Annotated in this window: 17 protein-coding genes and 1 tRNA gene; 11 read left to right on the top strand and 7 right to left on the bottom strand. The window is 70.2% G+C overall.

Features of this window, described 5'->3' with window-relative positions; translation table 11 throughout:
* Nucleotides 1–141 precede the first annotated feature (141 nt).
* From pheA to BFN33_RS10395, 3 genes are all read left to right on the top strand, one after another.
* A complete protein-coding gene (gene pheA / locus BFN33_RS10405; RefSeq protein ID WP_069759592.1) occupies nt 142–1,074 on the top strand; it encodes a prephenate dehydratase in 933 nt (310 codons plus the stop codon).
* A 530-nt stretch (nt 1,075–1,604) separates the two neighbouring features.
* Complete coding sequence (serS, locus tag BFN33_RS10400) at nt 1,605–2,882, top strand: serine--tRNA ligase (protein ID WP_069759591.1); 1,278 nt, start codon at nt 1,605–1,607, stop codon at nt 2,880–2,882.
* Complete coding sequence (locus BFN33_RS10395) at nt 2,879–3,682, top strand: HAD family hydrolase (protein ID WP_069759590.1); 804 nt, start codon at nt 2,879–2,881, stop codon at nt 3,680–3,682. The genes serS and BFN33_RS10395 overlap by 4 nt, the downstream gene beginning before the upstream one ends.
* A 257-nt stretch (nt 3,683–3,939) precedes the next feature.
* On the opposite strand, the gene BFN33_RS10390 is transcribed toward BFN33_RS10395, so the two are convergent.
* The 6 genes from BFN33_RS10390 to BFN33_RS10365 all read right to left on the bottom strand — a co-directional run bounded on the left by BFN33_RS10390 (nt 3,940) and on the right by BFN33_RS10365 (nt 8,102).
* A tRNA-Ser gene (locus BFN33_RS10390) sits at nt 3,940–4,027 on the bottom strand.
* Between the two features lie 268 nt (nt 4,028–4,295).
* A complete protein-coding gene (locus tag BFN33_RS10385; RefSeq protein ID WP_069759589.1) occupies nt 4,296–4,493 on the bottom strand; it encodes a hypothetical protein in 198 nt (65 codons plus the stop codon).
* A gap of 107 nt (nt 4,494–4,600) precedes the next feature.
* Entirely contained in the window at nt 4,601–5,320 is a 720-nt protein-coding gene (locus tag BFN33_RS10380) for an ABC transporter permease subunit (protein ID WP_069759588.1), read from the bottom strand.
* A gap of 10 nt (nt 5,321–5,330) precedes the next feature.
* Complete coding sequence (locus tag BFN33_RS10375) at nt 5,331–6,242, bottom strand: ABC transporter ATP-binding protein (protein ID WP_069759587.1); 912 nt, start codon at nt 6,240–6,242, stop codon at nt 5,331–5,333.
* The gene (locus BFN33_RS10370) at nt 6,239–7,147 is read right to left on the bottom strand and encodes an ABC transporter permease subunit (protein ID WP_069759586.1); all 909 of its coding nucleotides are present in this window, start codon (nt 7,145–7,147) and stop codon (nt 6,239–6,241) included. The genes BFN33_RS10375 and BFN33_RS10370 overlap by 4 nt, the downstream gene beginning before the upstream one ends.
* A complete protein-coding gene (locus BFN33_RS10365) occupies nt 7,137–8,102 on the bottom strand; it encodes an ABC transporter ATP-binding protein (RefSeq protein WP_069759695.1) in 966 nt (321 codons plus the stop codon). Before BFN33_RS10365 ends, BFN33_RS10370 begins: the two co-directional genes overlap by 11 nt.
* Before the next feature lie 248 nt (nt 8,103–8,350).
* Between BFN33_RS10365 and BFN33_RS10360 the strand changes: the two genes are divergently transcribed.
* The 8 genes from BFN33_RS10360 (at nt 8,351) to BFN33_RS10325 (ending at nt 15,848) form a co-directional block, all read left to right on the top strand.
* Nucleotides 8,351–9,193, top strand: coding sequence for a M24 family metallopeptidase (locus BFN33_RS10360; protein WP_069759585.1), 843 nt, complete (start codon nt 8,351–8,353; stop codon nt 9,191–9,193).
* Complete coding sequence (locus BFN33_RS10355; RefSeq protein WP_069759584.1) at nt 9,190–10,947, top strand: SDR family oxidoreductase; 1,758 nt, start codon at nt 9,190–9,192, stop codon at nt 10,945–10,947. The genes BFN33_RS10360 and BFN33_RS10355 overlap by 4 nt, the downstream gene beginning before the upstream one ends.
* Entirely contained in the window at nt 10,944–11,813 is an 870-nt protein-coding gene (locus BFN33_RS10350; RefSeq protein WP_069759583.1) for a metal-dependent hydrolase, read from the top strand. Before BFN33_RS10355 ends, BFN33_RS10350 begins: the two co-directional genes overlap by 4 nt.
* Nucleotides 11,810–12,748, top strand: a complete 939-nt coding sequence (locus BFN33_RS10345) for a MerR family transcriptional regulator (protein ID WP_069759582.1) — start codon at nt 11,810–11,812, stop codon at nt 12,746–12,748. Before BFN33_RS10350 ends, BFN33_RS10345 begins: the two co-directional genes overlap by 4 nt.
* 122 nt (nt 12,749–12,870) lie before the next feature.
* Nucleotides 12,871–13,443 carry an RNA 2'-phosphotransferase gene (locus tag BFN33_RS10340; protein WP_069759581.1) on the top strand — a complete coding sequence of 191 codons (573 nt, stop codon included), beginning with the start codon at nt 12,871–12,873 and terminating at the stop codon, nt 13,441–13,443.
* 25 nt (nt 13,444–13,468) lie between these two features.
* Nucleotides 13,469–13,924: a hypothetical protein gene (locus tag BFN33_RS10335; protein ID WP_256122702.1), complete on the top strand. Its 456-nt coding sequence runs from the start codon at nt 13,469–13,471 to the stop codon at nt 13,922–13,924.
* Nucleotides 13,925–13,976: 52 nt separating this feature from the next.
* Entirely contained in the window at nt 13,977–14,879 is a 903-nt protein-coding gene (locus tag BFN33_RS10330) for an LLM class flavin-dependent oxidoreductase (RefSeq protein WP_069759580.1), read from the top strand.
* A 102-nt stretch (nt 14,880–14,981) separates the two neighbouring features.
* The gene (locus BFN33_RS10325) at nt 14,982–15,848 is read left to right on the top strand and encodes an HAD hydrolase family protein (protein WP_069759579.1); all 867 of its coding nucleotides are present in this window, start codon (nt 14,982–14,984) and stop codon (nt 15,846–15,848) included.
* Between the two features lie 55 nt (nt 15,849–15,903).
* Here BFN33_RS10325 and cydD read toward each other — a convergent pair whose 3' ends face one another.
* Nucleotides 15,904–19,392: a thiol reductant ABC exporter subunit CydD gene (cydD, locus tag BFN33_RS10320; protein WP_069759693.1), complete on the bottom strand. Its 3,489-nt coding sequence runs from the start codon at nt 19,390–19,392 to the stop codon at nt 15,904–15,906.
* Nucleotides 19,393–19,406: the final 14 nt, after the last annotated feature.

Genomic DNA, 19,406 nt, shown 5'->3' with positions numbered 1-19,406 from the left:
TTCGGGCGGGGCGTGGCGTGGCGTGGCGACGCGGGGTCACGCGAACGTCCTGGGCGGCCCTTGGTCACGCGGTTTCACTCAGCGGAGGGGCAGACCTGAGACACCCGCGCCCTGTTCCGCAAGGGCCATTAGGGTGAGGTCATGCCAGCCAGCTATGCCTATCTCGGCCCTGAGGGCACCTTCACCGAAGTCGCGCTGCGGACGCTTCCCGAGGCGGCGACCCGGGAGCTGATCCCCTACGTGTCGGTGCAGTCCGCGCTGGACGCGGTGCGCGTGGGTGAGGCCGAGGCCGCGTTCGTGCCGATCGAGAACTCCGTCGAGGGCGGCATCACCACCACCCTCGACGAACTGGTCGCAGGCGCCCCGCTGATGATCTACCGCGAGGTGCTGCTGTCGATCACCTTCGCGCTGCTGGTCAGGCCGGGCACGAAGCTCACGGACGTCAAGACGGTCTCGGCGCACCCGGCCGCCCAGCCTCAGGTGCGCAACTGGCTCAAGACGCACCTCCCGGACGCCCACTGGGAGTCGGCCGCCTCGAACGCCGACGCGGCCCGGCTGGTCCAGGAGGGCCAGTACGACGCGGCCTTCGCCGGTGAGTTCGCGGCTGCCCGGTACGGCCTCGAGGCTCTGGAGACCGAGATCCACGACGCCGAGAACGCCCAGACGCGGTTCGTGCTGGTCGGCCGCCCCGCCCGGCCGGCCGCACCGACCGGCGCCGACAAGACCTCCGTCGTGCTGTGGCAGCGCGACGACCACCCCGGCGGGCTGCGTGACCTGCTGGGCGAGTTCGCCACCCGCGGTATCAACCTGATGCTGCTGCAGTCCCGGCCCACGGGCGCGGGCATCGGCAACTACTGCTTCTGCATCGACGCCGAGGGCCACATCACCGACCGCCGGGTGGCGGAGGCGCTGATGGGGCTGAAGCGGATCTGCCGTGAGGTGCGGTTCCTCGGTTCGTACCCGCGTGCGGACAAGGAACCGGCGGACCTGCGGGCGCCGCTGACCGGCACCTCGGACGAGGAGTTCATGGCGGCCTCGGACTGGGTGGCCCGGTGCCAGGACGGACGCTTCTGACCTGTCTTACCTGCACATTTTAGTTATCCACAGAAGTTATCCACAGGCGTGCGTCTCGACCTGGGGACAAGTCGACACCAAAGCGCGACCCTGTCGACAAATCGGCCTACAGGCCCCTCCGGCGTTCACGGGGGCGCGCATCACCCTTCGTCCATTCTTTTCCCTTGGGTAACCCTTTGGAGTGACCGCTTTCCACTCGAAAGTAGGGGTAGATGTGGGTTTGCGCCGGGAATCCTCGGCGTGATCCCCACGTTTGGGAGTGATCAATTCCGAAATCCACAGATCTCCCGCACAGCCTGTGGATAACTTTTTGAGGGGTGGGGATTCCTGTGGACAACCGTGCGCCAAGTCCCGCTCTCCACAAGGGAGTCCAGTCAACCCGACTCCCCACGCATGCTTCGTCCCGGGGATCCGGGTGCTTTTCATTGACACACGCCGCAATTAACCCATAACGGAACGTAAGCCACGATCTGGTACGGCTGGGAATAGTGAGTCGTGGGCCGTATCCCCGCACCGGTAGCCTTGACCGCGTGATTGACCTTCGCCTGCTCCGTGAGGACCCCGACCGAGTGCGCGCGTCCCAGCGCGCCCGTGGAGAGGACGTCGCCCTCGTCGACGCCCTCCTGTCTGCCGACGAGCGGCGCAGGTCGTCCGGCGTCCGCTTCGACGAGCTGCGTTCCGAGCAGAGGTCGCTCGGCAAGCTCATCCCCAAGGCCACTCCGGAGGAGCGCGCCGAGCTCCTGAAGAAGGCGGAGCAGCTCAAGGCGGGCGTCAAGGAAGCCGAGGCCGCGCAGAACGACGCCAACGAGGAGACCAAGCGCCTCGCGTCGCAGCTCGGCAACCTCGTCCACCCCGACGTCCCCGTGGGCGGCGAGGAGGACTTCGTCGTCCTGGAGACGCACGGCACCATCCGCGACTTCGGCGCCGAGGGCTTCGAGCCCAAGGACCACCTGGAGCTCGGCGAGGCGCTGGGCGCCATCGACGTCGAGCGCGGCGCCAAGGTGTCCGGCTCCCGCTTCTACTACCTGACGGGCGTCGGCGCCCTGCTGGAGCTCGCCCTCGTCAACGCGGCGATCGCGCAGGCCACCGAGGCGGGCTTCACCCCGATGCTCACCCCCGCGCTGGTCCGCCCCCGCGCCATGGAGGGCACCGGCTTCCTCGGCCAGGCCGCGGAGAACGTGTACCACCTGGAGAAGGACGACTACTACCTGGTCGGCACCTCCGAGGTCCCGCTCGCCGCGTACCACATGGACGAGATCCTCGACGCCGACAAGCTGCCGCTGCGCTACGCCGGCTTCTCGCCATGCTTCCGCCGCGAGGCCGGCACCTACGGCAAGGACACCCGGGGCATCTTCCGCGTGCACCAGTTCGACAAGGTCGAGATGTTCTCGTACGTCGCCCCCGAGGACGCGGAGAACGAGCACAAGCGGCTCCTGGACTGGGAGAAGCAGTGGCTGACCGGCCTGGAGCTGCCGTTCCAGGTCATCGACGTGGCCTCGGGCGACCTCGGCGCCTCGGCGTCCCGCAAGTACGACTGCGAGGCGTGGATCCCGACCCAGGGCAAGTACCGCGAGCTGACCTCGGCCTCCAACTGCGACGGCTTCCAGGCGCGCCGCCTGTCCGTCCGCATGCGTGACGGCAAGAAGATCCAGCCGCTGGCGACGCTCAACGGCACACTGTGCGCCGTACCGCGCACGATCGTGGCGATCCTGGAGAACCACCAGCTGGCCGACGGCTCGGTGCGGGTGCCCGAGGTGCTGCGTCCGTACCTGGGCGGCCGGGAACTGCTGGAACCGGTCGCCAAGTGAGCGGTGGCTTTCCGTACCGACTGATCGCGACCGACCTCGACGGAACGCTCCTGCGCTCCGACGAGTCGGTCTCGCAGCGCACCCGTGACGCGCTCGCCGCGGCCACCGCGGCGGGCGCCGTCCACATCGTCGTGACGGGACGCGGGGCCCCGTGGACGAGGCACATCCTCGACGACCTCGGCTACGACGGCCTCGCGGTCTGCGCCCAGGGCGCACAGGTGTACGACGCCGGCGAGCACCGTCTGCTGACGTCGGTGACGTTGGACCGGCAGCTGGCCGGCGTGGCCCTCGCGAAGATCGAGGCGGAGGTCGGCCCGCTGTACCTGGCGGCGAGCCGCGACGGCCTCGACGGCGACGTGATGGTCGGACCGGGGTATGCGGTGACGGGCGCCTTGCCGTCGACGCCGTTCACGGACGCGTCGGATCTGTGGGCCGCCCCGCTGAACAAGATCTACATCCAGCATCCGGAGCTGTCGGACGACGAGTTGGCGCAGGCCGCCGTTCGGGCCGCGGGCGGTTTCGTCTCGGTCGCGATGGCGGGCCAGGGCATCGTCGAACTGCTGCCGCTGGGCCTGTCGAAGGCCACGGGCCTGTCGCTGGCCGCTCGCCGCCTGGGAGTGAAGGCCGCGGACACGATCGCCTTCGGTGACATGCCCAACGACCTCCCGATGTTCGCCTGGGCCTCGTACGGCGTGGCGATGGCGGACGCGCACGAGGAGCTGAAGGCGGTCGCCGACGAGGTGACGTCCTCCAACGAGGAGGACGGGATCGCGGTGGTACTGGAGCGGTTGCTCGGCTGACGGCGGTCCGGCTGGGCCGGAAGCTCCTCGAGGGCCGGAGGCTCATCGATGGCCGGCAGCGCGTGCACCGGTCCCGCGGCCGCTGCGCCGCCGGGGCCGGGCTGGTCGGCGATCACGCTGCAACCGGCCGGCGCACCGCCGCACTCCTCGACCATGTTCTTGAGGGCGGCGGCCTACACCGGCAGGTTCGGAAACCGCCGGCCATTCTTGAAGGACTCCGGCCAGAAACCCGGCCAAGTCCCAGTGACAACGTCTCGCGGAGGATGCACGGATCGAACGTGCGCGGGCTTTTCAGGCCCGACCACGGCTTAGCAAGCCGGTGCCTTACCACTCGGCCAATCCTCCGGGTGGGCGGCCTCACGCGAGAGCGACATCGCGTGCTCGAAGCGGCCGCCCCGGGCAGTTCCCGCGGGTGGACTCGACGGTGGCGTAACTACACCGGAGTCCTCCGCGGACTGCCCTGGCGGGAGCTGGACGTACTGTCGTGCATGGACATCGTCCGGCTCCTCCCCAGAACGTGGTGCCGGACCGTCGTCCGGCTGTGTGGACATCAACCACTCTGCCTGTACGACGGGTTGGGCGCCACCGATTAAATGCGGCCGTGTGTTCGAGCCTACCGGCGCCGCCAGCGCCGACGGCGCTTGCTGAAGAACCACCCCGCGGGCGGCTCGTCGGAGCGCCAGGGCTGCGGTTCGGGCTCCTCGTCACGCCAGCGCGCCGCCAGCATCCGGGCGCGGGCAGACGGCTCGGTCGTCCCCGCGGACTGTATGAAGTCCTCGTCCAGGACGAGGTCGTCCCAGTCGTCTGCCATGCCCGTTCCCTTCGACTCGCAGCCGAACGTTCCCCTTTGTCCAGTCTGCCCGGACAAGGATGAAGTCCCTGTCAGTAAGCGGGACATCAGTGGTTCGTCAGGAGCGCCTACTCCTCGCCCGCCAGCGTCAGCGACCGCAGCTTCTGCCCCGCGTACCAGGTGGCGAGGACGGTCACCACGACCAGCAGCACCGTGGCCGTCGGAAGTCCGACGTCCGAGGTGACCAGGTCCCCGCCCGCGACCTTGTGGGCGACGGCCAGCGACCACTGCTGGACGCTCAGGGTCCTCGCCCCGGCGACCAGGGAGCCGAACAGGGCTTCCCAGACCAGCGCGTAGACCAGCCCGAAGACCACCGCGTGCCGCGACACCGTGCCGAGCAGCAGGAAGAGCGCCGCGTAGGCGATCGAGGAGACCAGCGCGGCCACCGTGTAGGCGACGGCGATCTGCTGGCCGTTGCCGTTGAGGATGAATCCCGCGATCAGCGTCGGCAGGGCCGAGAACACCATCGTCACCGCGATCGCCACGATCAGCTTGGTGAAGATGATCGTCGGCCGCTTGACCGGCTTGGACAGCAGGTACACCACCGAGCCGTCGTCGATCTCCGGCCCGATCGCGCCGGTTCCCGCGATGACGCCGATGATCGGCACCATGGTGGCGAGCGCGAGCCCGCCCAGCAGGTCCGAGGCGGTCTGGTCGTCGGCGCCGACGAGGGCGCGCACGATCACGGAGATCGCGATCAGCAGCAAGGGCAGGGCGCCCAGGATGAGGGCCCGGCGGCGGCCGAGCAGGGCCCGATAGGTGAGTCGGGCGACTGTGGGGTCGTACATCTTCGGCCTCCTACGCCGCGACAAGATACGAGAAGACGGACTCGAGGGACTCGTCGGACGGCGAGACCGTGAGCAGCCGGATGCCGTGGTCGCGCGCGACCTTGGGCAACAGCGCCGTGAAACGGCCGAAGTCGACCGCCTCGATGCGCAACGCGCCCTCCGCCAGGTCGACTTCGATGCCGGAGGTCGACGGGTCGGCGATCAGCGCGGCCGCGAGGGCCCGGTCGTCGCTGGAACGCACCAGGTAGCGGTGCGGACGGTCCGTCATCAGGCGGCGGATCCTGCGGAAGTCACCGCTGGCCGCGTGCCGGCCCGCGACGACGACCTCGATGTGCCAGGCGAGCTGCTCGACCTCTTCCAGGATGTGCGAGGAGAACAGCACGGTACGGCCCTCGTCGCCCATGCGCCGCAGCAGGTCCATGAGCTGCATGCGCTGGCGGGGGTCCATGCCGTTGAACGGTTCGTCGAGCAGGAGCAGCGAGGGGTCGTGGACCAGGGCGGACGCCATCTTCACGCGCTGGCGCATGCCCTTGGAGTACGTCGAGATCTTGCGGTCCTGCGCGTACTCCATCTCGACCGTGGCCAGCGCCTTCTGGGCGGCCTTGGCCCCCAGGCCGTGCAACTCGGCGTTGGCGACGACGAATTCGCGGCCGGTGAGGAAGTCGTACATCGCCTCGCGCTCGGGGACGATGCCGATGTGTTTGTAGATGGCCTCGTTGCGCCACACCTGCTGCCCGTCGAGGGTGACGGTGCCGGTGGACGGGGCGAGGAAGCCGCCCATCATGTTGATGAGGGTGGACTTTCCGGCGCCGTTGGGGCCGAGGAGGCCGGTGACGCCGGGGCCGATCGTCATGGTGATGTCGTTGACGGCGACCACGTTGCCGAACCAGCGGGAGACATGGTCGATCTGGAGCGTGGTCACAGTCCCACCTTCTTGTAGCGGCGCATCAGGAGGCCATAACTGGCGGCGATCAGGCCGAGGACGGCCAGGACGTAGACCACGCCCTCACCGTTCGACGGGCCGACCGCTCCCGGGAACGCCGAGCTCGCGCCGAGGAACGCGGACTGCAGACCGTCGATGAGCGTGACCGGCGAGAACAGGCCGATCCACGGGATGGCGCCGGAGCTGCCCTGGGCGTCGGCGATCGCCTGGACGGTGGAGACCGCGCCGTAGGAGATGGTCAGCACGGCGATCACCGCCGCGATGCCGAAGCCGCGGCGAGGGGTGATTGACGCGATGACCAGGCCGATACCGGCGAAGAGCAGCGAGAGCAGCGCCACGGAGACGAGTCCCTGCCCGAACCCCTTGGTCTGGTCGGCGAAGTCCAGCTTGGCCAGCAGCGCGCCCACATAGAGCACGATCAGCGGGGCGGCGGTCAGGATGAACATCGCAGTGGCCAGTGCCGCGTACTTCGCGCGCACGTAGTCCGCGGTCTCGATGGGCCGCGAGAAGTAGAGCGGCACGGTCTTGAAGCGCAGGTCGCGCGAGACGGACTGCGGGGCCTGCGAGGCGACGTACAGACTGATGACGGCCTGCATGATGATCGCGTAGCGCGTGTAGTCGACGGGCAGGTCGTTCGCCTTCGTGGCGACCGCGACGGCCACCATGATGGCCGCGGGCACGCACATCACGACGAACAAGAGCATCGGCAGCACCTTGGACTTCACCGAGCGGCCGAGGCCATAGGCGCCGCGCAGGGACTGCGAGTAGAGCGAGCGGGTGGCGTAGGAGCGGCCGAGGCGAGGGCCGTCGTAGGTGCGGTAGCCGATGTTGTGGATGCGGGTCTGGTCGCCCGAGGGGGCGGTGACCGGGTTCTCAACTGCCATGGCCGACGGCCTCCTTCCGCTGCTCGTCCTCGTTCGTGAAGACTTCCGAGATGTGGTGCCTGCGCTGCTCCATGCGCACCAGGCCGAGACCGAGGTCGGCGACGACGTCCCGGACGAGGTCGTAGGTCTCCTCGCCCTGTGCGGTCAGCAGCAGGATGCGGCCGGCGCCCGGCAGACCGCTCTGGGAGTCGAGGACCTCCACCCCGCGCGCGTGGAGCACCTCGCGCACCGCGCGGGTGCCGTCCGGGTGCTCGTCGGTGTCGGTGACCTCGACCGCGAGGGTCGTCGTGGTCTGGGTGAAGTCGGTGGTGGAGCTGGAGCGCAGGAGCTTGCCGCCGTCGATGACGACGACGTGGTCGCAGGTGCGCTCGAGTTCGCCCAGGAGGTGCGAGGTCACCAGGACCGAGATGCCGAAGTCGGTGTAGATACGGCGGATCAGGCCCAGCATGTCGTCGCGGCCGACCGGGTCGAGGCCGTTGGTCGGCTCGTCGAGGAAGACCAGCTGCGGGTCGTGCACCAGGGCCTGCGCGAGCTTCACTCGCTGCTTCATGCCGGTGGAGTAGCCGCCGATGGGGCGGTAGCGCTCCTCGTACAGGCCGACATGGCGCAGGGTGTCCGCGGTGCGCTCGCGCGCGGCGGTGGGCGGCAGACCGGACATGCGGGCCATGTGCACGACGAACTCGGTGGCCGAGACGTCCGGCGGCAGGCAGTCGTGTTCCGGCATGTAGCCGACACGCTCGCGGATGGCGGCGCCCTTGGTCGCGACGTCGAGCCCGAGCACTTCGGCACGGCCCTCGGAGGCGGGGGACAGACCCAAAAGGATCTTGATCATGGTGGACTTGCCGGCTCCGTTGGCTCCGACGAGTCCGGTCACACCGGGTCCGACGTCCAAGGAGAGCCGGTCAAGAGCGGTCACCCGGGGGAACCGCTTGCTCAGGCTTTCGGTCGCGATCACAGTCACGTCGTCGACAGTAGTGACGCGGACCACTCAGGTCGTCACCCCGCAGAGCTGCATCGGCATCAGACTCCAGATGTACGGGCACCTAGGGGTCACCCTGAAGTAGAACAACGCGGCCTCCGTTTTCCACATCGGCAGGTTTTTCCACAGCCCGTCCCGGCCCTATTGACGCAGCCTCTGACAACTGTCACATTCGCCAGTGTCACGTTACGGGCACGTACCGCAGTCGACGGGGACGAGGCGGCATGACGACGGCAGCGAACAGCGAACTCTCCACCCGATTGCGGGGATTCAGGCAGGTCCAGCGCCTCGCCTACGAGTGCGCGGAGGCGATCGCGGCCCGTCTGGAGCCCGGCGTGAGCGAGCGGCAGGCCGCCCGGATGCAGCGCGAGTGGCTGCGCGAGCGGGGCGTACGGGACTGGTTCCATCTGCCGTTCGCCTGGTTCGGTGACCGTACGGCGTTCACGGGCTTCCGCGTTCCGCTGCAGTTCTTCCCGAGCGACCGCCGCCTGGCGCCCGGCATGCCGTTCATCCTGGACATGGCCCCGGTGTACGAGGGCTTCACCGCCGACATCGGCTACTCCGGCTCGCTGGGGATCAACCCCGTCCAGGACAGACTGATGGCCGACCTCGAGGCGCACCGCGAGCTGATCCTGCGCGAGGTCCGTGAGCGGCGGTCGCTGCGCGAGATCCACGAGGACGTGGACCGCCTCATGGTCCGCCAGGGCTACGCCAACCGGCACCGCGCGTACCCCTTCGGCGTGATCGCCCACAAGGTCGACCAGGTCAAGCAGCGCCGCTGGTCACCGCACGTCTTCGGGTTCGGCACCCAGTCCCTGAAGGGCCTGGCCGCGGACGCGCTGCACGGCCACCGCGAGGGCTGGTCGCCCCTGTGGTCGCCGTACCGCTTCTCCGACCATCCGCCGCGGCCGGGCCTGTGGGCGGTCGAACCCCACCTCGGATTCCGGGGCACCGGCGCGAAGTTCGAGGAGATCCTGGTCGTCACCGACTCCAGGGACCCCGAGCAGAGCGCCTTCTGGCTGGACGACGATCTGCCGCACGTGCGGCGCTGGGCGGAGGCGACGTGAGCTTGCTGAAAGGTGCGCGGGAGCGCCGGGTACGGACCGGTGGCATCGAACTGTGCGTGGCCGAACTGGGCGACCCGGGCCGGCCGACCGTGGTTCTGGTGCACGGCTACCCGGACAGCAAGGAGGTCTGGTCCGAGGTCGCGACCCGGCTCGCCGACCGCTTCCACGTCGTCCTCTACGACGTCCGGGGCCACGGCCGGTCGACGGCACCGAAGCCGCTGCGCGGCGGGTTCACCCTGGAGAAGCTGACGGACGACTTCCTGGCCGTCGCGGACGCCGTCAGCCCGGACCGGCCCGTGCACCTGGTCGGACACGACTGGGGCTCGGTGCAGTCCTGGGAGTTCGTCACCGTCGCGCGCACCGAGGGGCGCATCGCGTCCTTCACCTCGATGTCCGGACCGTCCCTCGACCACCTCGGCCACTGGATCGCCGGACGCCTCAGGCGCCCCACCCCGCGCCGGGTCGGCCAGCTGCTCGGACAGAGCGCCAAATCCTGGTACGTCTACCTGCTGCACACCCCCGGCCTGCCCGAACTGGCCTGGCGCGGTCCGCTCGGAAAGCTCTGGCCGCGCCTCCTGGAGAGCGTCGAGAAGGTCCCCGCCGACGGTTATCCGACCTCCTCGCTGCCCACCGACGCGGCCCACGGCGCGTGGCTGTACCGGGACAACGTCCGGTCCCGGCTGCGCCGCCCGCGCACCGACGCGTACGCACACGCGCCCGTGCAGCTCATCACGCCCCTGGGGGACGCGTTCCTCTCGGAGAAACTCTGCGACGGCCTGGAGCAGTGGGCACCACAGCTGACCCGGCGCACCCTCCCCGCCAAGCACTGGATCCCGCGCTCACGCCCGGACCAGCTCTGCGCGTGGATCACGGAGTTCGTGACGTCCGTCGAAGGCGGCCGGACCGCTGTGCGGGCGACCGGGAAGTACGCCGACCGGTTCGGCGGACAGCTCGTGCTGGTCACCGGCGCGGGCAGCGGCATCGGCCGCGCCACGGCATTCGCCTTCGCGGAGGCCGGCGCGCGCGTGGTCGCCGTCGACCGGGACGCCGAGGCCGCCGCCCGCACCGCGGAACTGTCCCGGCTGGTCGGCGCCCCCGAGGCCTGGGCAGAGACCGTCGACGTCTCCGACGAACAGGCCATGGAGAAACTCGCCAACAAGGTCGCCGCCGAGTACGGCGTGGTGGACGTCCTGGTCAACAACGCCGGAATCGGCCTCGGCGGCTCCTTCTTCGACACCACCACCGAGGACTGGAAGAAGGTCCTCGACGTCAACCTGTGGGGCGTCATCCACGGCTGCCGGCTCTTCGGCAAGCAGATGGCGGAGCGCGGACAGGGCGGCCACATCGTCAACACCGCCTCGGCGGCCGCCTACCAGCCCTCCAGGGCACTGTCCGCCTACGGCACCTCCAAGGCGGCCGTCCTCATGCTCAGCGAGAGCCTGCGCGCCGAACTCGCGGGCCGCGGCATCGGCGTGAGCGCCATCTGCCCCGGCTTCGTCAACACCAACATCACCTCCACAGCGCGCTTCGCGGGCGTCAACGCCGACGAGGAGAAACGCCGGCAGAAACGCACGGCCCGCCTCTACGGACTGCGGAACTACCCGCCCGAGAAGGTCGCCGACGCGATCCTGCGAGCGGTCGTGCGCAACCAGGCCGTCGTACCGGTCACACCCGAGGCCCGCGGCACGCGCGCCCTGGCCCGGTGGGCGCCGAAGGCACTCCGGGCGATCGCACGACTGGAGCCGCCGCTGTGAGCCACGAGATCGCCCCACGCCGAGTGTCCTTCGACTGGTCCCGCACGCCCCTGCACTGGATCCCCGGCGAGCCCACCGCGACCCACGTCATCAACGTGCTGCACCTGCTGCTGCCGGCGGGGGAGCGCTGGTTCGTGAAAGTCCTCAAGGAAGGCCTGCCCCTGGTCCGCGACCCCGAACTCCGCGCCGACGTCAAGGGGTTCATGGGCCAGGAGGCCACACACAGCGTCCAGCACACACACGTACTGGACCACCTGGCCGCGCAGCGGCTCGACACCGCAGACTTCACCAAGTACGTCGACTTCCTCTTCGAGCGGCTGCTCGGCGAGCGTCCGCCCCTCAACGCGCCCATTCCCGCGCGCGAATGGCTGCGCTTCCGGCTGTCGGTCGTCGCCGCCATCGAACAGTTCACCGCCGTGCTCGGCGACTGGGTGCTGGCCGCTGACGGACTCGACCGGGCCGACGCCGACGAGATCATGCTCGACCTGCTGCGCTGGCACGGCGCCGAGGAAGTCGAGCACCGCGCGGTCGCCTTCGACATGTACCAGCACTGCGGCGGCACCGGAACGCCCCGATACGCCCGCCGGATCGCGGGCATGGCGGTCACCGCCCCCGTGATGCTCCACCTGTGGCTGTGGGGGACGGCCTACCTGATCCGCCACGACCCCCAGCTCGCCGGCCGCCTGCGCTACTCCCTCAAGGAGCACGAAAGGGCCGTACGAAAAGGACTGCTGCCGGCCTGGCGGGAGCTCGGCGCGGCCATACCGCGCTACCTCCGGCGGTCCTACCACCCGTCGCGGGAGGGGTCGTTGAGCCGTGCGGTGGAGTACCTGAAGCGGTCACCGGCAGCGCGGGCCGCCGCGTGAGCGAGACCCCCGCCCACCGGATCGAGGACCTCGCCCACCTCAGCGGCGCCACCGTCCGCACCATCCGCGCCTACCAGGACCGCGGACTGCTCCCCCGCCCCCAGCGGCGGGGCCGGGCCAACATCTACACCGACACCCACCTCGTCCGGCTGCGCCAGATCGCCGATCTCCTCGACCGCGGCTACGGGCTGGCCTCCATCAAGGAGCTCCTGGAGGCCTACGACTCCGGTCGTGGCCTCGGCGGCATCCTCGGTCTTGTCGCCGAGGTCGACGGTCCGTGGACCGACGAGGAGGCCGTCCGGATCTCCCGCGCCGAACTGGACGCCCGCTTCGGCGCCACCCCCGACGAGACCGCGGTCGCCGAGGCGGTGGAGCTCGGCGTACTGGAGCCGGTACCCGGCGACGACGGATCCTTCCTCGTGCCGAGCCCCCAAGAGCTCGCCGTGGCCGTCGAGTTGTACGCGGCCGGAGTCCCGCTATCCGCGATCTCCGGCCATCTCAGGGAGTTGAGGGGACAGGTCGAGCACATCGCGGCCCGTTTCGTGGAGTTCACCACCGAACACGTCTTCGCGCGCTACCTGCAAGGACCGCACCGGCCGACCGACACGGAAGCCGCCGAAGCCGCCTCACTCGTCCGCCGACTGCGGCCGCTCGCGCAACAGACAGTGGACGCCGAACTCGCGCGCGCGATGCGGACATTGGCGGCACGACACCTGAGGCAGCACCTCGGTTCCGAGGAGACGCCGGATGGGCGTCAGACGTCACGTTCCGTGTCCGTACCCGAGGAGACGATGCGGGCGGTGGAAAGGCTGGTTGGCGTGGAGCGGGCGGCGGAGTTCTTTGTGTTGGCGGCTGAACGGGAGGTGCGGGCAAGGGCGTTGGATGCGCTCACGTCAAATGGGCGACCCCCAGTCGATCTTGACGAAGAGGACTGACATGACAGGGAGTTGTCCACAGAAACGCCAAGTAGCCTGTGGATAACTACAGTTGGTTGTGGATCAAACATCCGGCCCAAAATCATTCGCGTGATTCACGTCTCTCCCGGCACCCTGATGAAATGAACGAGAACGAGCTACGCGAGAGGGACGAGAGACGCACCGTGAAGGTCTCGAAGTACCTCTCGAAGCATCTGCGCCACCAGCCCGAACGCATCGGGCTCACGCTCGACGAGGCCGGCTGGGTCGAGATCGACGTACTGATCGCCGCTGCCACCGAGCACGGCTTCCGCTTCACCCGGGACGAGCTGGACCACGTGGTCGCCGCCAACGACAAACAGCGCTTCGCTATCGACGGCACGCGCATCCGCGCCAACCAGGGCCACAGCATCGACGTCGACCTCGGCCTGCCACCGGCGACCCCGCCGCCCTACCTCTACCACGGCACGGTGGCGCGCTACCTGGACGCGATCCGCGCCGAGGGACTGCGCCCCATGAACCGGCACGATGTACACCTCTCGCCGGACCGCGAAACCGCGACCCGCGTCGGCGCCCGCCGTGGCCGCCCCGTCGTGCTCTCCGTGGACGCGGAAGCCATGCACCGCGACGGCCACGCCTTCCACGTCAGCGCGAACGGCGTGTGGCTGACCCAGTCCGTGCAACCGCGCTACCTGCGGTTTCACGAGCAGCACTGAGCCTCGGCGGGGGATGATCGACGCCATGCACCACGGCATGGACCACCTCCCCACCACCGAGGCCGCCGTCACCGCGCTCCGCGCCCTCGCCGCCGCGTACGGGCTCGCGATCGAGGTGACCCACGACATCGGCGCCGACCAGACCTCGCGCCGCAGCGCTGCGGGCGTCGGCGTCACCACCGACCCGGACGGCACCCTGCCCCACGAGGCCTACGTCGAACTCGGCGGCCGGCCGCAAGTGGATGTGCGGCTGTTCCCGGACGACGACGCCCTGATCACCGTCGACGGAGTCGAGTGCCCCGACATCGCCCGCGACGATGTCCCCGCCTTCCTCCGCGCCCTCTACGAAGGCCACGCCTGGGTGAAGAAGCGCCGCTTCCCGCCCAGCCACTTCCTGATGGTGCCGCTACCGGGTGACCGCGTGCACAAGGAGTTCATCCCGGTCGGACTCAGCCCCTGGCTCAGCGGGCGAACACAGTGACTGTGGGTCACTGTTTCACGTGAAACACGGGTCGGCCCTTACGCTCGGACACATGAATCTGCGCCTGAGCACCGTGATCCTCCCCTACCGCCGCTGGAACGAGGGGAGCCGCGAGGCATGGCAGCGCGCGGACCAACTCGGCTTCCACACCGGATACACCTACGACCACCTGTCCTGGCGCACCTTCCGCGACGGCCCCTGGTTCGGTGCCCTGCCCACGCTGACAGGCGCCGCGGGCGTCACCGACCGGCTGCGCCTGGGCACCCTGGTGACCTCGCCGAACTTCCGGCACCCGGTGAACCTCGCCAAGGAACTGATCACACTCGACGACATCTCCGGCGGCCGCGTCACCCTCGGTATCGGCGCGGGTGGCACCGGCTTCGACGCCACCGCGCTCGGCCAGGATCCGTGGAGCCCGCGCGAGCGTGCCGACCGGCTCGCCGAGTTCGTCCCGCTGCTCGACCGCCTGCTCTGCGAGGACTCGGTGTCCTACGAGGGCGACTTCTACTCGGCGCACGAGGCCCGCAACATCCCCGGCTGTGTCCAGCGGCCCAGGCTGCCCTTCGCCGTGGCCGCCACCGGCCCCCGCGGACTGCGGCTCGCCGCCCGCCACGGCCAGGCGTGGGTGACCACCGGCGACCCGAAGCTGTACGAGAACGGCACGCCCGAGCAGTCCCTCCAGGCCCTCCGCGGCCAGGCCGAGAAGCTCACCGACGCCTGTGCGTCGCTCGGCCGGGACGTGAACTCGCTCGACAAGATCCTGCTCACCGGCTTCACCCCGGACCGCGGGCGCCCGCTGGAGTCCCTCGACGCCTTCGTCGACTTCGCGGGCCGCCACCGGGAGCTCGGCTTCACGGAGCTAGTGATCCACTGGCCGATCCCCGACTCGGACTTCGCCGCCGACGAGAAGGTCTTCGAGCAGATCGCCATGGAAGCACCGGCACAACTGGGCTGAGGCGGCAGCACCGGGGCGGATGAGGTCCGCTCCTGCGTCATCTATGTCTCACCTGTGCGGGCACCCGTCCGGTCGTGCAGGCGTATACGGGAGAATGAGCGCGTGACCTCAGCTACTCGACAGCCCGAGACCCCGGCCGCCGACATACCTCCGCGCCTGATCGCCACAGATCTCGACGGCACTCTGCTGCGCGACGACAAGTCGGTGTCCCCGCGCACGGTCGCGGCTCTCGCCGCCGCCGAGAAGGCGGGCATCGAGGTCTTCTTCGTCACCGGCCGCCCGGCCCGCTGGATGGACGTCGTCAGCGACCACGTCCACGGTCACGGCCTGGCCATCTGCGGCAACGGCGCCGCGGTGGTCGACCTGCACGGCGGCCCCGGCGCCCACCGGTTCGTGAAGGTACGCGAGCTGGCCCGGGAGAACGCGCTGGATGCCGTACGGCTGCTGAGGGAAGCGGCGCCCGGCACGGTGTACGCGGTGGAGCAGACGTACGGCTTCTACCAGGAGCCTGACTATCCCAAGCTGCACATGGAGATCCCCGACAACCTCGCACCGGCCGAGGACCTGCTGGCCGAGGACGGTCCCGGTGCCGCCGAACCGGTGCTGAAGATTCTCGCCTACCATCCCTCGATCGACCCGGACGCCTTCCTCACCCTCTCGCGCCTCGCCATCGGCGACCGCGCCAACGTCACCCGGTCCAGCCCCAGTGCCCTGCTGGAGATCAGCGGTCCCGGCGTCTCCAAGGCCAGCACGCTCGCCCTGTGCTGCGCCGAGCGCGGAATCTCGCACGAGGAGGTCGTCGCGTTCGGGGACATGCCCAACGATGTCGAGATGCTCACCTGGGCCGGACAGTCGTACGCGATGGGCAACGCCCACCCGGACGTGATCGCCGCGGCCTCGGGCCGGACCGTCGCCAACAACGACGACGGGGTGGCCGTCGTGATCGAGCGGATGCTGGAGCGGCGGTAGGGGTCGCTGCGGCTCAGCCGAGGACCGCTCCTCGCGTGAGCCGCAACCCAAGGCCTCAGCGCGCCGCCACCAGCAACTCCGACTCCGCCTCCCGCTCGGCCATTGCCCGCAACGGCCCCTCCACCCCCGCCAGCTCAGCGTAGGAACCCCGCTGCACGACCCGTCCTTCATCGAGTACGACCACCTCGTCCACCGACTCGAGACCTGCCAGCCGGTGCGTGATGAGGAGCGTCGTACGGCCCTCGGTGGCGGCCAGCAGATCGGCGGTGAGCGCGTCGGCGGTGGGCAGGTCGAGATGCTCGGCGGGCTCGTCCAGGACAAGGACCGGGAAGTCGGCGAGCAGTGCCCGGGCCAGCGCGAGCCGCTGCCGCTGACCGCCGGACAGCCACGCCCCGTGCTCGCCGACCAGGGTGTCGAACCCGTCGGGCAGGTTCTCGGCCCAGTCGAGCAGGCGAGCCCGATGCAGTGCGTCCCGCAGCTCGTCCTCGGTCGCGTCCTTCTTGGCAAGGAGCAGGTTCTCGCGCACCGAGCTGTCGAAGAGATGTGCGTCCTGCGCGCACAACCCCACCAGCCGCCGTACGTCGTCGCTGTGCAGCCCGTAGGCGTCCACGCCGCCCAGGGTGTAGGTGCCGGCGTCCGCGTCCAGGAAGCGCAGCAGCACCTGCGCGAGCGTGGTCTTGCCCGAGCCGGATGCGCCGACAACGGCGATCCTCCGGCCCTCCGCCAGGCTCAGATCGAGGCCCGTGAGGGCGTCCCGATCCTGGCCCTCGTGCCGAGTGGTCAGCCCCTTGAGGACAACCGGGAACGGGGAGGCAGGCGCCTGCCGAGCAAGCCCCGGTTCCCGTACGGGCGCGGGCGCGTCCAGCACCTCGTGGACGCGCTCCGCGCTCATGCGCACCCGCTGCCGGTACTGCACGGCGAGCGGCAGCCCGAGCACAGCCTCGAAGGATGCCAGTGGAGTGAGCACCACGACGGCCATGGCGACCCCGCCGAGCCGCCCGGAGGCGACCGCCTGGGCGCCCACGAGGGCGGCGGCGGTGACGGTCAGGCCGCAGATCAGGGCGGTGAGTCCGTCACCGAGTGCGGTGGCGGTGGCGGCGCGGGAGGCGATCCGGGTGAGGACGCCGTCCGCCCGCCGTGCCTCGGCGGTACGGGCGGGCAGAGCACCGGCGACGGTCAACTCCGCAGTTCCGGTCAGGAGATCGGTCACCCGCGTCGCCAGTTCCCCTCGGGCGGGGGCCAGTCGGCGCTCGGCACGGCGAGCCACGGCTGCGGTGATCAGCGGGACACCGACACCGGCGGCCAGCAGGCCCACGGCGAGCGCGGCACCTGCCTCGGGCAACAACCAGGCCGTGAAACCCACGGAGGCCGTGGACACCACGAGCGCGGCACCTGCGGGCAGCAGCCAGCGCAGCCAGTAGTCCTGGAGGGCGTCCACGTCGGAGACGAGCCGTGAGAGCAGATCACCCCGGCGCGCCGTGCGCAGACCGGCCGGCGCCAGTCGCTCCAGGCGCCGGTACACGGCGACCCTGGTGTCGGCGAGCATCCGCAGCACGGCGTCGTGCGACACCAGGCGCTCCGCGTACCGGAACACCGCCCGGCCGATCCCGAAGGCCCTGGTCGCCGTCACGGCCACCATCAGATACAGCACGGGCGGCTGCTGCGAAGCCCGCGAGATCAGCCACCCGGAGGTGGCCATCAGGCCCACGGCACTGCCGAGCGCGAGGCTCCCGAGCAGCAGTGCGAGGGCGAGTCGGCCTCGTCGGGGGCCGGACATGGCACGCACGCGGGACAGAACGCTGCGCGCCTCTGCCGGCGGCGCGGTCGTCCCGGGCTCGGCCGAAGCAGGGCTGCTGTCCTCGACCGTACGTGCCGCGGGCACCCTGGCCATGGCCTCCACCGGAGCCGGTACCGTCGGCTCCGCCAACCGCACCACCCGGTCGGCCACCCCGAGGAGCGCCGGCCGGTGCACCACCAGCAGCACCGTCCGCCCGGCCGCGAGCCTCCGTACCGCCGCCACGACCTCCGCCTCGGTGGCTCCGTCGAGCGCCGCCGTCGGCTCGTCGAGGAGCAGCACCGGCCGATCCGCGAGGAAAGCCCGGGCCAGCGCGAGTCGTTGCCGCTGCCCGGCGGACAGCCCGGCCCCGTCCTCGCCGAGCACGGTGTCGGCCCCCAGGGGCAGCGCGTCGACGAACTCCAGCGCCCCCGCGTCCCCCAACGCCCCTCGCACCGCGGCCTCGTCGGCGTCCGGCCGGGCCAGCCGCACGTTCTCGGCGACCGTCCCGGCGAACAACTGAGGCCGCTGCGGCACCCACGCAATGCGCGAACGCCACTCCTCCAGGTCGACCTCGGCGAGGTCGACTCCCCCGATCCGGACCCGTCCCTCGGTCGGCCGTACGAATCCCAGCAGGACGTTCAGCAGCGTGGACTTGCCCGCGCCGCTGGGCCCGACCAGAGCGACCGTCTCCCCGGGCGCGACCTCGAAGGACACGTCCGCGACGGCGTCATCCGAACGCCCGGGGTACGTGACCGTGACCTGCTCGAAGGCCAGCCCACCGGCGGGCACCGCAGCGGTACCCGACCTCGGCACCGGCGTCTCCAGCACCGAGAAGATCTCCTCGGCGGCTGTCAGCCCCTCCGCCGCCGCGTGATACTGCGCGCCGACCTGCCGCAGGGGCAGATACGCCTCGGGGGCAAGGATGAGGATGACCAGGCCGTCGTACAGGTGCATCTCGCCGTGGACGAGCCGCATCCCGATGGTCACGGCGACCAGCGCCACCGAGAGCGTCGACAGCAACTCCAGGGCGAAGGAGGAGATGAAGGCGATCCGCAGCGTCCGCATGGTCGCCTGCCGGTACTCGCCGGTGATGCGCCGGATCGACTCGGCCTGCGCCTTGGCCCGGCCGAACACCTTCAGTGTGGGCAGCCCGGCGACGACGTCCAGGAAGTGCCCCGACAACCGGGACAGCAGCTGCCACTGGCGGTCCATCCGGGACTGAGTGGCCCAGCCGATCAGCACCATGAAGACAGGGATGAGGGGCAGGGTCCCGACGATGATGGCCGCCGATACCCAGTCCTCGGTCACGATCCGCGCCAGCACCGCCACCGGCACGACCACCGCAAGGCCCAACTGCGGGAGATAGCGCGAGAAGTAGTCGTCGAGGGCATCGACCCCCCTGGTGGCGAGGGCGACCAGCGACCCGGTCCGCTGACCGCTCAGCCACCCGGGCCCCAGCGTCGTGGCCCGCTCCAGCAGCCGCCCCCGCAGTTCCGACTTCACTGCGGCACTCGCGCGGTGCGCCGCAAGCTCGGTGAGCCAGGAGACGAGCCCGCGACCGACAGCGACGGCTGCCAACAGCAGCAGGGGAGTACGGAGTTCCGCGACCGCCAGACCGTGCTGGAACGCGCCCACCACGACCTCGGCGACGAGCATCGCCTGGGCGATGACCAGCAGGGCACCGAGGCCACCCAGGCCGACCACGGCCACCAGGAACAGTCGGGTGGCCCGGGCGTATCGGAGCAGACGCGGGTCGATCGGTTTCACGTGAAACACACCCT

The organism is Streptomyces sp. LUP47B, assembly GCF_001746295.1.
Taxonomy (GTDB): Bacteria; Actinomycetota; Actinomycetes; order Streptomycetales; family Streptomycetaceae; genus Streptomyces.
The sequence above is the reverse complement of the archived record's forward strand: the minus strand, read 5'-3'. Positions and strand labels throughout refer to the sequence as shown.